At 37.6% G+C, this 14,309-nt stretch carries 13 protein-coding genes; all 13 read right to left on the bottom strand.

Features of this window, described 5'->3' with window-relative positions; all coding sequences use genetic code 11:
- Positions 1-2: 2 nt before the first annotated feature.
- Complete coding sequence (locus tag AC0C45_RS28595; RefSeq protein WP_013054875.1) at positions 3-269, bottom strand: RNA-binding S4 domain-containing protein; 267 nt, start codon at positions 267-269, stop codon at positions 3-5.
- A gap of 20 nt (positions 270-289) precedes the next feature.
- Positions 290-1,750 carry a bifunctional methyltransferase/pyrophosphohydrolase YabN gene (gene yabN / locus AC0C45_RS28590; protein WP_013081346.1) on the bottom strand — a complete coding sequence of 487 codons (1,461 nt, stop codon included), beginning with the start codon at positions 1,748-1,750 and terminating at the stop codon, positions 290-292.
- A 12-nt stretch (positions 1,751-1,762) separates the two neighbouring features.
- Complete coding sequence (locus AC0C45_RS28585) at positions 1,763-3,367, bottom strand: putative polysaccharide biosynthesis protein (protein ID WP_047932863.1); 1,605 nt, start codon at positions 3,365-3,367, stop codon at positions 1,763-1,765.
- Positions 3,368-3,596: 229 nt separating this feature from the next.
- Positions 3,597-4,133, bottom strand: a complete 537-nt coding sequence (spoVT, locus tag AC0C45_RS28580) for a stage V sporulation protein T (RefSeq protein WP_013054872.1) — start codon at positions 4,131-4,133, stop codon at positions 3,597-3,599.
- A 508-nt stretch (positions 4,134-4,641) separates the two neighbouring features.
- Positions 4,642-8,172: a transcription-repair coupling factor gene (gene mfd / locus AC0C45_RS28575; protein WP_237893255.1), complete on the bottom strand. Its 3,531-nt coding sequence runs from the start codon at positions 8,170-8,172 to the stop codon at positions 4,642-4,644.
- A 69-nt stretch (positions 8,173-8,241) separates the two neighbouring features.
- Positions 8,242-8,472 carry an anti-sigma-F factor Fin family protein gene (locus tag AC0C45_RS28570; RefSeq protein ID WP_013054869.1) on the bottom strand — a complete coding sequence of 77 codons (231 nt, stop codon included), beginning with the start codon at positions 8,470-8,472 and terminating at the stop codon, positions 8,242-8,244.
- A gap of 59 nt (positions 8,473-8,531) precedes the next feature.
- Complete coding sequence (gene pth / locus AC0C45_RS28565; RefSeq protein ID WP_034654924.1) at positions 8,532-9,089, bottom strand: aminoacyl-tRNA hydrolase; 558 nt, start codon at positions 9,087-9,089, stop codon at positions 8,532-8,534.
- A 139-nt stretch (positions 9,090-9,228) separates the two neighbouring features.
- Positions 9,229-9,858: a 50S ribosomal protein L25/general stress protein Ctc gene (locus AC0C45_RS28560; RefSeq protein WP_440401164.1), complete on the bottom strand. Its 630-nt coding sequence runs from the start codon at positions 9,856-9,858 to the stop codon at positions 9,229-9,231.
- A gap of 187 nt (positions 9,859-10,045) precedes the next feature.
- Complete coding sequence (locus AC0C45_RS28555) at positions 10,046-10,999, bottom strand: ribose-phosphate diphosphokinase (RefSeq protein WP_013054866.1); 954 nt, start codon at positions 10,997-10,999, stop codon at positions 10,046-10,048.
- Between the two features lie 18 nt (positions 11,000-11,017).
- Entirely contained in the window at positions 11,018-12,397 is a 1,380-nt protein-coding gene (glmU, locus tag AC0C45_RS28550; protein WP_013081340.1) for a bifunctional UDP-N-acetylglucosamine diphosphorylase/glucosamine-1-phosphate N-acetyltransferase GlmU, read from the bottom strand.
- Positions 12,398-12,591: 194 nt separating this feature from the next.
- Positions 12,592-12,882 (bottom strand): septation regulator SpoVG, encoded by a 291-nt coding sequence (gene spoVG / locus AC0C45_RS28545; RefSeq protein ID WP_013054864.1) that lies wholly within the window; start codon positions 12,880-12,882, stop codon positions 12,592-12,594.
- A 155-nt stretch (positions 12,883-13,037) separates the two neighbouring features.
- Positions 13,038-13,415, bottom strand: a complete 378-nt coding sequence (locus AC0C45_RS28540) for a RidA family protein (RefSeq protein WP_013054863.1) — start codon at positions 13,413-13,415, stop codon at positions 13,038-13,040.
- Between the two features lie 21 nt (positions 13,416-13,436).
- On the bottom strand, positions 13,437-14,258 hold the full coding sequence (gene purR / locus AC0C45_RS28535; RefSeq protein WP_047932853.1) for a pur operon repressor: 822 nt from the start codon (positions 14,256-14,258) through the stop codon (positions 13,437-13,439).
- Between the last annotated feature and the right edge of the window lie 51 nt (positions 14,259-14,309).

The following is a 14,309-nucleotide window of genomic DNA, read 5'->3' as shown; positions in this document are numbered from 1 at the left end:
AGTTATACTTCAGATGAAATACGCTCTTCTTTGACAATTGAGTATAAATTAGCTGCTTCTTCTTTTTTAGCTGCTTCTTGAAGAGCCTCTATTTTAACGGTAATTTTCTTCGTGCCAAATGTGATCGCTAACTCATCTCCTACTTTCACATTTGTGCTTGCTTTTGCAACGATACCATTAATGGTAATACGGCCCTTGTCTGATACTTCTTTTGCTAATGTACGGCGCTTAATTAAACGTGATACTTTTAAAAATTTATCTAACCTCATAATTCCCTCACCTTTCTGTTTTACAAACCTGTTTTTTTGGCGTCTTCCCAAAATTCATCTAACTCTTCTAACGAAAAAGATTCAAATGGTTTTTCAGAAGCTCTCACTTTTTCTTCAATATATTGAAATCGATTTAAAAATTTTGTATTCGTTTTAGCTAATGCAGCTTCAGAGTCAATTTTATAAAACCTTGCAATATTCACTAAAGCAAATAAAATATCTCCAAATTCATCGCTCATTTTTTCTTTATCAGCATGCTGTACTTCCTCTTGGAATTCAGCAAGTTCTTCCTGTACTTTTTCCCACATAGGTTCAACTTCTGACCAATCGAAACCAACTTTTGCAGCTTGTTTTTGGTATCCATGCGCTTTCATTAAAGAAGGCATAGCCCCAGGTACAGAAGCTAACAGAGAAGAAGGTTCCTCTCCTTTTTCTTCTTTTTTGATTTCATCCCAATTTTTTAAGACCTCATCTGCATCATTCACGCTCACTTCCCCAAATACATGCGGATGGCGTCTTACCATTTTCTCTGAAACACTGCGAATGACATCATCAATTGAAAACATTCCTTCATCTTCACCGATTTGGGCATGAAGCAATACTTGCAGCAATACATCACCGAGCTCTTCAATCATATTATCGTCATCTTGACGGTCAATTGCATCTAATAACTCATATGACTCTTCTAGCAAATAGCGCTTGAGCGATTCATGCGTTTGTTTTTGATCCCAAGGACATCCGTTTGGCCCTCTGAGCGTGGCAATAATCCTTCTGAACGAGTCAAATTGATGATATAAAATTGTTTCGTCTGCTACGGGAGGCACATAAATAGTCGTTAAGTTATTGAGCGACATTTCTCTATCCAATTCATACAGCTTGACCGGCTGGATTTTTTCTTCACTGCTTCCTGCTGCTGTTACAATATAAACGAGGTAATCATCAGGAACGTGTTCCATCAGCGTTAGCTTTACCTCTGAAGCAACGAACTGATCGTACACTTGAGCAATTAGAACATGACCGGTTAACTCTATTTCGCTTCGCTTTAAATCTGTTCCGTCTAGCAGCTGAAACCCTTCGATAGGATCGATCTTTAGCGCACCAAAAATTGGGTCTAAGAAGCTTTGTCCTCCTTTAATTTCAACAGGAATGCCTCGTTCTTTTCCTTTTTGTAAAAGTAATTGAACCGTACGTTCTGCCACTAAAGGGTGCCCAGGAACGGCATACACCACTTCTTCTATTGAAGCTTTATCGATTAAATCATTTGATATATGTTCATATACCTCTTCAAATGCATCATAAGATTCGTATACGTCATCATAGGATACATACGTCAAGCCTTCACTTTCTAATTCTTTGATTACAGGATGTTCTTTTGTGCGCATATAAATATGCTTTTCCTGCTGTAGCAAGCGATAAATGCCTACAGGTAGCTGTTCTAAATCGCCTGCTCCTAAACCAATAACTGTTACTTTACCTGTCATTGCTTCACCTTCTTATTTATTTTTTAATACGTATTTAGCTAAAACACTTCCCATTGGAAGTAAACGTAATTCCTCTTCGGTAAAAATGTGTTGTTTCATAATGATAAACAAATAAAACAAACCGCCTATTAAAACACCAGCTCCTGTTTCAACCACTTGTTTGCTTGTATCTAAACCATTAGACCATACAAAGTGATGTAAACAAAATAAATAGCTTTGCAAAAGAACGACCATTGCTATGCCCGTTATAAAAATACCTCCACTCACCTTTTTCGGAACAAGAGGTACAGCTAACTTTTTATACAGACAAAATAGATTGATTGCTGCAACGATAGCGAATCCAGCTGAGGAAGCAATGGCTGCTCCTATGGTTTGAAAATCTGGTATTAGCCAAAGATTCAATATCAGTTTGACTGCCATGCCAGCGATGACGGCTATTACAGGCGCGAAAACAGCTCCCATCCCCTGCAGCACAGCTCCAGCAGTTGCTGCTACTGTTGTAAATATAACTAACAAGCTCAAAATTTGTAAAACGTCCGTTCCGTGGGAGTCACTGTATAAAAGCATATTAATGGGTTTCATCAGCGCAATCAAGCCAAAAGCTGCTCCAACTCCGACTACAAGCGATAGACGGAGAGACAGCTGAACTTTTTCAACCACAAATAACAAGTTCTTTTTCGCAATGGCTGAAGAAATAACAGGTACAAGCGAAAGCGAAAAAGCTGTACCTACTACTGTACCTAATTGAATCAACGGAAGACCGCGGTCGTAAATACCTTTTAAAATTTGTGCTGCTTCTTCAGCCATGCCGTGCGCCGTTAGACTAGAATATAAAGTAAAGGAGTCAATAAGCTGGATAAACAGCAGACCCATACCGCTAATACAAATTAATAAACCTTGAATAACCAGGACTTTTACTATTTTTTTGACGTCTGCTTTCTTTATGCGTTGAAACATTCCCTTAGAATTTGTCTTTGTTCTAAAAACAAATAAAAACAAAACAATAAGAGATGTTAGACCGCCTGTTATGGAGCCAAAAATTGCTCCCGCCCCCGTAGTATAAGGACCATACCCATGTTGCACAAAGAAAATAGATAGATACAAAATAGTCCCTACTCGCACAACTTGTTCTGCGATTTGAGACAGCGCTGTAGGAAACATATTATATAATCCTTGATAATAACCACGAATAACAGCAATAAACGGAATAAGTAAAAAGGAAAATGAAATAATTTGAATGAGAATCGTTAACTCCCGATCTCCCATCCACTCAGCGATTGTTTCTGCAAAGATATATTCGAGCGCAAATATCGTGCAGCCTACTACAAACAAAAAAGCAAATGAAACTTGAAGTATTCCCCGTATTTCCTTTCTCCGATTTGTTGCCCCATAATCAGCTACTAACTTTGAAATAATTACAGGGAAACCATATGTACCTAGCTGTAGCGCAATTCCATATAGCGGATAAACTTGCTGATAGATATAAAACCCTATATCTCCCGCAATATGGTGATATGGAATACGATAAGTGGCACTTAAGATTTTCGTAAATAAACCCGCGAGCGTTAAAATAATGGCGCCGTTAAAAATAGAATAGAGCTTTGATTGTTTCTGCATTCCTACACCTTTCACCTGCAGCTTGTAATGATGTGAACAACTCTTTTTATTAGCCGCTAGCCGCAATAGAATAGAGCTTTGTTCTTATAAAACATCCTGCACTTTCCAATAAATAAAATACCGTACCATTATATCATGTTCTCTTTATTTCTAAGGTAAGACAGCATGAAAAAAGGCAGCAGAAACTGCTACCTTTTCAGTAGATAATGTAAAATAAAGATAATTACGCTTACTGCTCCATTTGACGAGATAAGAAGCTAGCTGCTGTTTCGGCCGCTTTATGCTCTACTTCACCAAGGGACTTATCTTTTGAGAAAATGACAACAGCTCCAATCGGATCTCCATTTGCAATAATCGGACCGATTGTGTAAGAAGAAATATTTTCTTCGTATCCATCGACAAATTCAAGGTTTTTTCCATCAGTTACTAAAGAAGAACTGCGGCTTTCCATAACAGATTCCACTAACGAACTAATGTTTTTATTTAAGTATTCTTTTTTAGAACTTCCTGCTACCGCAATAAATACATCGCGGTCACAAATAAGTACAGGATGACCTAAGCTATCGTATAGCGCTTCGCCATACTCTTTTGCAAAGTCTCCTAATTCACTAATTGGCGAATATTTCTTTAAAATAACTTCTCCATCGCGATCGACGAAAATCTCTAGCGGATCTCCCTCTCGGATGCGAAGCGTTCTTCTAATTTCTTTTGGAATCACAACGCGACCCAAATCATCAATACGACGAACAATACCTGTTGCTTTCATTCATTGAAGCCTCTCTTTCATATGATGATTAAAATAGTTGGTGAATATCACTGATGGCTATATGATAAAAGGTTCACCTTTGTTGAGGTTAGTATTCTTCACTCTACAACTTCTATTCACCAACCATCTCTTTTTTTGTTAAAAAGTGTGCTTTTATTAAAAAAATGTCCAAAAAACCGCCAAAACATGGGGATTTGGATATTTTTTATTTGACTATACAAAAGGGGCTGAGACATAACTAAACCTATCTCGCCTAAAGATGAACAACTAGGAAACATGAGGTAAACCGCTTGAGACACCGCTGCTGATTTCCGTGCAAGACTTCGCTTTCCGCTTTTCCCGCGGGAGTCTTTGTCTTGTCCTTCAATCACCATCTAGAAGCAGCACATACATGAAACCTGCGTTCACCATATCAATAAAAAAATCCGAACGAGTTGGATTCTTTATTAAGAACCTCAATTTATCGTTCGGATTTTCCTTTAACTAAAATACTTTTGTCTTGCCTGTTTTAATTCGTAACTTGTTCTTTTTTAACAGTGGCTACTCCTTTTACTAACTGATACACAATATTGAGCCATTCTTTTTGAGCAAGTCCTTTTACATTAACCACTAATTTTACTTTCTTGCCTTCCATACCTAAGCTGACCATTCTGCCGAATTGATCACCTAGCATGAATAATTTTTGGCCGTCTACCGTTGAGCTCGCTTCTTCAGACAACAGAATAGAAATTTCTTGTTTTGACTGAAGAATAGATTCTACTAAGTTCTGCGTTGCATATACTTTTGTTTCAGCTACTTTAAACAAATACTCAACCTCAGCCGGATACTCTCCAAAACGATCAATCATTTCATCCTGCAATTCTTGAATATCTTCTAGTGCTTCAATTCCTCTAAAGCGCTTATACATCTCAATTTTCAAGCGGCCGTCTGTAATGTACTGATCAGGAATATATGCGTCTAAGTCCAGATTCATTTCCACATTAAATTTCACACTTTCTCCGTCAGACCCGCGTCTTTCCTCTATCGCTTCTTTAAGCATTTGCGAGTAGAGATCGAAACCGACAGAATCGATAAATCCATGCTGCTGAGCACCCAGTAAGTTTCCGGCACCACGTATTGAAAGATCACGCATAGCAATTTTAAAACCAGAACCTAATTCGGTAAATTCTTTAATAGCTTGCAGACGCTTTTCAGCTACTTCTGTCAGTACTTTGTCTTTGTGATACGTAAAGTACGCATATGCCACACGATTTGAACGACCTACACGCCCTCTTAATTGATACAGTTGTGATAATCCCATCTTATCAGCATTATTGACAATAAGCGTATTTACATTGGGAATATCTACTCCCGTTTCGATAATGGTTGTACTCACAATCACGTCATATTCGCCTTCTAAAAAGCTTAAGATAACCGCTTCGAGTTCGGTTTCATTCATTTTTCCGTGGGCATACGTTACCCTAGCATCAGGCACGAGCATCGAAATTTCTTCTGCTTTTCGTTCAATATCTTCTACGCGATTATATAAAAAGTAAACTTGGCCATCACGCGCTAACTCACGCTCAATCGCTTCACGAACTAAAACCGGATTATACTCCACTACATATGTTTGAACCGGGAAACGATTTTCAGGCGGCGTTTCAATAACAGACAAATCCCTTACGCCCAACATAGACATATGTAATGTTCGTGGAATAGGTGTTGCTGTAAGTGTAAGGACATCAACGTTTGCTTTCATTTGCTTGATTTTTTCCTTGTGCGTTACACCAAAACGCTGCTCTTCATCGATAACTAACAATCCTAAATCTTTATAAATCACGTCTTTAGATAGTAAACGATGTGTACCAATCACCACATCTACGGTCCCGTTTTTTAGCCCTTTAATTGTTTCTTGCTGCTGTTTACGACTGCGAAAACGGCTCAATAGCCCAATGTTGATTGGATAGTCTTGAAAACGCTCACGGATGGTTTCATAGTGCTGCTGAGCTAAAATAGTGGTTGGCACTAAAATAGCCACTTGTTTTCCATCTGTCACAGCTTTAAATGCAGCACGAATGGCTACTTCTGTTTTTCCATATCCAACGTCTCCACAAAGCAAACGATCCATTGGTCTTTCATGTTCCATATCCTTTTTAATTTCTTGTACAGAACGAAGCTGATCTTCGGTTTCTTGATAAGGGAAAGCTGTTTCAAATTCTCTTTGTAAATCGCCATCCGGGGAAAATGCATAACCTTTACTTGCTTCACGCTCTGCATACAGTTTAATTAAGTCATCAGCGATATCTTGAACAGAAGACTCAACTTTTCGTTTCACTTTCTTCCAGTCATTTCCGCCAAGTTTATATACTTTTGGCTCTTTCCCTTCAGAGCCTACATATTTTTGTACTTGATCAATTTGTTCAACAGGAACGTACAGCTTGTCAGAGCCTTCATATTTGATATGGATATAATCTTTATGATTACCGTTAATCTCTAACGTTTCCATTCCTAAATAACGGCCAATACCGTGGTTCACGTGAACGACATAGTCACCTACGTTTAACTCTGAATAGCTTTTAATACGTTCTGCATTGGAAAGCTTTTGACGACGCTTTGATTTCTTTACCCGTTTTTTAAACAATTCTTCCTCGGTTAAAACAGCTAATTTTTGCATCGGCAGTTCAAAGCCCATTTGTAAATCGCCTTCAATAATTTGAACAAGACCTGGCACAAGCTGACCATTTCCATCTAAAATAGATGAATCAATATCATAATCTGCTAGCACACCTTCAAGTTTTTTCACGCGCTCTTTATCTGCTCCTAAGAGGACTACCGTATAATTAGCATTTTTCCAACGTTCAATTTCACTTTTTAATAAGTTCATTTGGCCGTAAAACTGCTGCATCTGCTTACATGAAATATTAATAATATTTTGCGGACTCGTATACGATACGTGCTTCAAAAATAACGATAAGTATAAAAACTGATGTTTTGCTCGCTGAATAAGAGATGGGAGCTTATGAGATAATTGAACGTCTCGAACAATTTGCCCCTGTCCTAATAATTCGGTTATCCATTCAGCTTCCTCTGTTTCAAGCTGATCAGACGTTTCTTGAATTCGAGTGGTTTCATCAAAGATGACAAGGCCGCCTTCTGGTAAATAATCTAGTAAACTAGCAGGCGATTCGTAGAAGAATGATAAATACTTGAACATATTTTCAAGAAGCTGACCTTGACGCAGCTGTTCGATTTCACCTTTAATATTTTCTGTTAAGGTAGCTTTTAGCGCTGCGTTTTTTACTTGTTGCAGCGTCGAAGCCAGCTGTGCTTCTAGTTCTTCAATTCCTTGGGCCACTTCATTTTGGTTCACAATGATTTCCGTAGCAGGACCGATTGAAATTTCTTTTAACTGCTCTTGAGAGCGTTGATCCTCGATTGTAAAAGTACGAATGGAATCAATCTCCGTATCAAATAGCTCAATTCGGACAGGTAGCTCTTCTGTTAACGGATAAACGTCAATGATTCCTCCGCGCACACTAAACTCACCCGGAGCTGAAACCATAGATGCCCGCTCATAGCCCAACTCAACTAACCTTTTTAAATAATGATCAACGTCGATGTCAATTCCCATTTGAAACGGCAGCTGTGTTTGCTCCCATCTTGCTTTAGGAGGCAGCAGCTTTCGAATTCCTGCAAGCGGTGTTACAACTACTCCACCTGTATGTTGACTCCAATAATTGAGTACTTCAATTCGCTGAGCCTTTAATTCTGGACTTGCAATCCCCACTTCTGTAGCAACTAAATCGTTAACAGGGTATAAGAAAACGTCTTTTTCCGGTAAAAGATGCAAAAGGTCTTCATACACTTTTTGAGCTTGATATAAATTATGAGTCACTACTAATAAAGGGTATTTTTTATCCTCATTTAAGAGTGCCATTAATACAGATCGAGCTGAACCGGAAATTCCCGTTACTAACTGTTCTTTCAAACCTTCTTCTAAGCTGCTGACAACAGCTCCAATTTCTTTATTTTCTTCAAATTGCTGTCTAATCCCTCGCAAAGGAATTCCCTCCTCCCATGATATGTCTAAACTAAACAGAAAAACGCTTTGGTTTGAGACCAAAGCTTTTTATTGTATAAATGTTTCGTACTGATGATAGTCTGGATTTCGTTCTAGCGCTTCTTGACAGTCTTCACAAATAATTTTAACCACGATATCTCCACTATTATGGTAGTGAATAAAGTCTTTTCGTTCATCTGCGGTTAGGTGATTAAAACCGAGTGCTTCTGTATTGTGAGCTGTCTTTTCTATCATACCGACTTTTGCGCCACAATGTCTACAGAAATAATGAATAGACATACAAATCCTCCCAAATCTTTTAGTGTTAGTATGGACGATTGAGAGAAATTTTATTCTACTTAATTATAGCGATTCATTACTTCTAAGAACGGTTTACCTAAAAAATCTTCACTCGCGTGTATAGACGTTTTCATCGCTTCTTCCATATGAACCATTTCATCTTCTGTAAAGCGCCCTAGTACGTAATCAACTACTTTCATACCGTTTTTCGGACGATCGATTCCAATACGAATTCGGTTAAACTCTTGGGTTTTTAAATGCTGAATAATTGATTTTATTCCGTTATGGCCGCCCGGACTTCCTTTTGTACGCAATCTTACTTTTCCGCACGGTAAATCTAAGTCATCGTAAATAACAAGCAAGTCTTCGACGTCTATATCAAAATAGTCCATTAACGGGCGAATACTTTCTCCTGATAAATTCATATATGTTAGAGGCTTTAATAATATGACTTTTTCTCCTTTTATTATACCTGTTCCATATATTCCGCTAAACTTTGTTTTATCTAGTGAAATCATAAACTGTTCAGCAATTTTATCAATTGCCATAAATCCTATGTTATGACGGGTACGGTCATATTCTTTTCCAGGATTCCCTAAACCAACGATTAATTTCAAAATAGATACTCCTTTCCACTCTATGTAAGTTGTACATAATAGGTAAATGTCTTTAATGTTTTACATTACTATATAGTATCACTTTTATTATAATCAATTCACACAAAAAGACGTAACCTTTTGGTTACGTCTTTTTATATTATTCTTCGTTATTTTTTTCTTTTGTTGCTTCAACATCGCCTTCAGCATCCTGAACTTCGCCGCTGTCCGGCTCTTCTTCCTGTTGAGGAGGTAGCACAGAAGCAACTGTATCTTCTGCATTATGCGTAATTTCTAGCTTTTTATCTACCTTAATATCCGCTACTGTGATTGTATCATTAATTCCTAACTCTGATACATCTACATCAATAGACGATGGGATATCCTGCGGCAAGCCTTTTAATGAAATTTCATATAAAGACTGCTGTAATACGCCGCCTTCTTTTGTTCCTTTTGCTTCTCCTACTAGAGATAAAGAAACTTCAGTATCAATTTCTTTCTTCATGTCGATCACTTGGAAATCGGCGTGGATAATTTCGTTTTTTAATGGATCAGTTTGAATATCATGTAACATTACGGAATATTTTTGCTTATCCACTTGTAACGTTAACACTCCATTGCGTCCTGCTTCACGAATAGTCTTAATAAAATCAGCACTGTTTAAGTAAATAGGTGTGGATTCTGTTTTATTTCCGTAAACAACCGCTGGGAAGTTTCCTTCGTCGCGAATCTTTCTATTTGTAGAATTTTTGAAATCCGTTCTTTTATTTGCTTGAATTGAAATACTCATTTTATTCACCTTCCAGTATGTTTTCTACTTAAAATGTACCCTTTTTAGAAGGTTGCTAAACATGAAACCCAGTTTGAACAGTAATATATCTTTGTGCATTCCATCCAAAGCGCTTTAAAATCAAGGGTTGGCACATTTAAATTTTTTTCAAAAAAACCTCTTTCCAAATGGAAAGAGGTTCTTTTTATCAATCAAATAATGTACTAACTGATTGCTCTTCGTGAACACGAATAATCGCTTCACCGATTAACGGAGCTACTGAAAGTTCTGTTACTTTATCAATTTTCTTATCTTCTGTTAAAGCAATAGAGTTTGTTACAGCTAACTCTTTGATTGTAGAGTTTTGAATACGCTCAATCGCAGGGCCTGAAAGTACTGGGTGTGTACAACAAGCATATACTTCTTTTGCACCTGCTTCAATTAATGCACTTGCACCAATTGTAATTGTACCAGCTGTATCAATCATGTCATCAATCAAGATTGCTGTTTTTCCTTCCACTTGTCCAACAATGTTCATAACTTCTGCTACGTTTGGACGTGGGCGACGTTTGTCAATGATAGCGATCGGCGCTTTTAGACGTTCCGCTAAACGGCGAGCACGCGTTACGCCACCATGGTCCGGAGATACAACAACAACGTCATCAAGGTTTTTACTCTTGAAGTATTCACCTAAAATTGGAACACCTACTAAATGGTCAATTGGAATATCGAAGAAACCTTGAATTTGAGGAGCATGTAAATCTAATGTGATAATACGAGTAGCTCCCGCTTTTTCAATGATATTTGCTGCTAATTTGGCAGTGATTGGTTCACGTGCACGAGCTTTACGATCCTGACGAGCATAGCCATAGTAAGGCATAACGATGTTAATTGTTTTAGCTGATGCACGTTTTAATGCATCAATCATAATTAATAATTCCATTAAGTGTTCGTTAACTGGAGCACTTGTTGATTGAATGATAAATACATCACAACCACGGATACTTTCTTCAATGTTAATTTGAATTTCACCGTCACTGAAACGATCAACCGAACATTTACCTAATTCCACACCAATTACTTTTGCGATCTCTTCAGCTAAAGCCTTGTTTGAATTTAGCGTAAATAACTTTAAATTTTCATCAGCATATACATTTGACATTTTATTGTGAAACCTCCGTCAGGATTTTTTATTAATATCAAGCTTTTCAGCATAGTTTTCTTTATTTACTTGTTTCGCACGAGCAATTGATAATGCTTTTCCTGGCACATCATCCGTTACGGTTGAACCAGCTGCAACATAGGCGCCTTCACCAATTGTTACAGGTGCAATTAAGTTTGAGTTACATCCTACGAATGCCCCATCTTCAATCTTTGTTAAAAATTTATTTTTCCCATCGTAGTTAACTGTAATAGATCCGCACCCTAAGTTTACACCTTTTCCGACCTCTGCGTCTCCAATATAACTTAAATGAGAAGCTTTGCTACCTTTGCCAAAAGATGCTTTTTTAATTTCTACAAAGTTTCCTACGCGCACTTCATCTCCAATTAATGATTGAGGACGAATATGTGCAAATGGGCCAATTGTGACTTCGTGACCAATTTCACTATCGTGAGCAACAGAATGGCGAATAGAAGTATTATTACCTATTTTGCAGTCTTTAATTTCACTGTTAGGTCCTACTTCACAATTCTCTCCAATTACAACTGTTCCTTGAATAACCGTACCAGGATAAATAACCGTATCTCTGCCAATGACAGCATCTGCTGAAATGTACGTGTTAGAAGGATCCACAATCGTCACTCCATTTAACATATGCTGCTTGTTGATGCGCTTTTTCATTGTTTCTTCTGCTTGAGACAGAGCAAATCGATCATTAACGCCCAATGTTTCAGCAAAATCGGATGTTTGATATGCAGAAATAATTTGACCTTCATTTTTTAGAATTTCGATAACATCAGGTAAATAATACTCTCCCTGTACATTATCATTTGAAACTTTTGAAAGTGTCTCAAATAATTTCTCATTATCAAAACAATACGTACCAGTATTAATTTCCTGTACAAGACGCTCTTGTTCTGTGGCATCTTTATGCTCCACAATCTTTTCAACAGACCCTTGTTCATTTCGAATGATGCGTCCATATCCTGTTGGATCTTCTGCATGAGCTGTTAAAATAGTTGCCATTGCATTTGTTGCTTCATGATGCTTTAATAAAGATTCAATTGTTTCAGCTGTAATAAGCGGAGTATCTCCACATACAACAATTGTCGTACCTTTTTCATGTGCAAGTAAAGATTCTGCTTGCATTACTGCATGAGCTGTTCCTAACTGCTCTTCTTGTAAAGCAAATAAGCTTTTATCTCCAACATGTGATTTCACTTTTTCGGCACCGTGACCTACAACTGTAATTAAACTTGTTAAATCCAAACGTGATAACTGATCAATTACGTGTTGCACCATCGGTTTGCCACACACAGGGTGTAACACTTTATATAAAGATGACTTCATACGTGTACCCTGACCAGCTGCCAATATGACTGCATATCTTTTTGACATAACAGGCCTCCAATTTTACCTTTTTATCCATTAAGAATATTATATCAAAAATGACAGCATTTCAAGGAATCATTTATAAGTCATGAATTTTATTTTTTGGTAATGCTAAAGTTTTACAAAGGTGTGAAATTATATAAGTGGTAATCAAAAAGAAAAGAGCCTACTTTTCAGTAGACTCTTAATGTATCATATGTTTACGAAGCACCCGCTTCTTCGAATTCAACTTCTACCTCACCTAAACGATGATATTCTGCTAAAACAGCATCTTGAATCTTTCCGCGAGTATTTGAATTGATTGGATGTGCAATATCACGGAACTCACCATCCGGTGTACGTTTACTTGGCATGGCTACAAATAAGCCATTATTACCATCAATCACACGAATATCATGAACAACAAATTCACCATCTAATGTGATTGAAGCAATCGCTCTCATACGTCCTTCAGTGTTCACGCGGCGTAATCTTACGTCAGTTACTTCCATCTTGTTCACCACCTTTTTCTATGCGAAGCTTTACATACTTAATTCCACAGAATTTTGTATTTTCCTGCTATTCAGAAAAAATTTTTAGAAAATTTTCGCAAAAAAAGTGAACAATTGGAAGTTACTTGCTTTTTGTTAGAAATTTGTTAATTTAATTACCCTTTAACAAGCGCAATAACTTCAATTTCAACAAGTACATCTTTAGGTAGTCTCGCAACTTCTACACATGAACGTGCCGGCTTATGGTCCCCGAAGTAGTCGCCATAGACTTCATTTAACGCTGCGAAGTCGTTCATATCTTTAATGAACACGGTTGCCTTTACAACTGTATTTAGAGAAGCTCCAGCTTCTTCAAGAACTGCTTTTAGATTTTCAAATACTTGAGTAGCTTGTACTTGAACATCTCCTTCGACCAACGTACCATCTGGACGAAGTGGAATTTGACCTGAACTGTAAAACAAGTTATTCACAACAATTCCCTGTGAATATGGACCAATAGCTTGCGGTGCATTTTTTGTTTGAACCTGTAACATATGTTCCTCTCCCTTACTTGATCAAATATATTTTAAGTAATTGCCTTCTTGTACACGAATTTGTTTATCTTTGATATTTACATCTGTTAATTGTACAAGGGACACATACTCATCCACTAAACGTTCTTCAATATCTTCTGATTCTACTAAAACTCCAATACCAGCAACAGTTGCATCGAACTCTTCAAGCAAGCTAACCATTCCATTTACAGTACCGCCAGCTTTCATGAAATCATCAATGATGAGTACATTTGACCCCACCGCTAAACTTCTTTTAGCTAACAGCATCGTTTGAATGCGCTTAGATGAACCCGACACGTAGTTAATACTAACGGTCGATCCTTCAGTTACTTTACTGTCTCTGCGCACAATAACAACCGGCACGTCTAAATACTGAGCAACCGCATACGCAATAGGAATACCTTTTGTTGCTACAGTCATCACCACATCGATTTTGCGGTTAGCAAAAAGCGATGCATACAAGCGACCGATTTTATTCACAACGCGGGGGTTCCCTAAAATATCAGTTAAATATAAATATCCACCTGGCAGTAAACGCTCAGGTTTTTCAATCAACCCACATAATTCTTGAACAAGCTGACCAGCTTCTTTATTCGTCATCTTTGGAATGAATTTAACTCCGCCGGCAGCCCCTGGTAGCGTAACCAAAGTTCCGATACCCTGCTGTTCAAAAGTTTGTTTAATAATCGCCATATCTTCGCTAATAGATGATTTTGCGGAATCATATTTATCTGCAAAATACGTAAGAGGGATAAGGCGCTGAGGGTTTTGAATGAAATAGTTGGTCATATCAATTAATCGTCCACTACGTCGAAACTTCATAACATCCTCCTGAAAATCCGAATATTGTAATGTAAATATAACATTAACATA

The sequence above is a fragment of the Priestia sp. VA7 genome (assembly GCF_055710015.1).
This window is presented reverse-complemented; position numbering and strand designations above follow the sequence as displayed.

What these genes read in the sequence shown, in the direction of transcription:
- AC0C45_RS28595 (WP_013054875.1), bottom strand. Translation starts at nt 269, where the DNA reads ATGAGGTTAGATAAATTTTTAAAAGTATCACGTTTAATTAAGCGCCGT.
- yabN (WP_013081346.1), bottom strand. Translation starts at nt 1,750, where the DNA reads ATGACAGGTAAAGTAACAGTTATTGGTTTAGGAGCAGGCGATTTAGAA.
- AC0C45_RS28585 (WP_047932863.1), bottom strand. Translation starts at nt 3,367, where the DNA reads ATGCAGAAACAATCAAAGCTCTATTCTATTTTTAACGGCGCCATTATT.
- spoVT (WP_013054872.1), bottom strand. Translation starts at nt 4,133, where the DNA reads ATGAAAGCAACAGGTATTGTTCGTCGTATTGATGATTTGGGTCGCGTT.
- AC0C45_RS28570 (WP_013054869.1), bottom strand. Translation starts at nt 8,472, where the DNA reads ATGTCTATTCATTATTTCTGTAGACATTGTGGCGCAAAAGTCGGTATG.
- AC0C45_RS28560 (WP_440401164.1), bottom strand. Translation starts at nt 9,858, where the DNA reads ATGAGTATTTCAATTCAAGCAAATAAAAGAACGGATTTCAAAAATTCT.
- AC0C45_RS28555 (WP_013054866.1), bottom strand. Translation starts at nt 10,999, where the DNA reads ATGTCAAATGTATATGCTGATGAAAATTTAAAGTTATTTACGCTAAAT.
- glmU (WP_013081340.1), bottom strand. Translation starts at nt 12,397, where the DNA reads ATGTCAAAAAGATATGCAGTCATATTGGCAGCTGGTCAGGGTACACGT.
- spoVG (WP_013054864.1), bottom strand. Translation starts at nt 12,882, where the DNA reads ATGGAAGTAACTGACGTAAGATTACGCCGCGTGAACACTGAAGGACGT.
- AC0C45_RS28540 (WP_013054863.1), bottom strand. Translation starts at nt 13,415, where the DNA reads ATGTTACAGGTTCAAACAAAAAATGCACCGCAAGCTATTGGTCCATAT.
- purR (WP_047932853.1), bottom strand. Translation starts at nt 14,258, where the DNA reads ATGAAGTTTCGACGTAGTGGACGATTAATTGATATGACCAACTATTTC.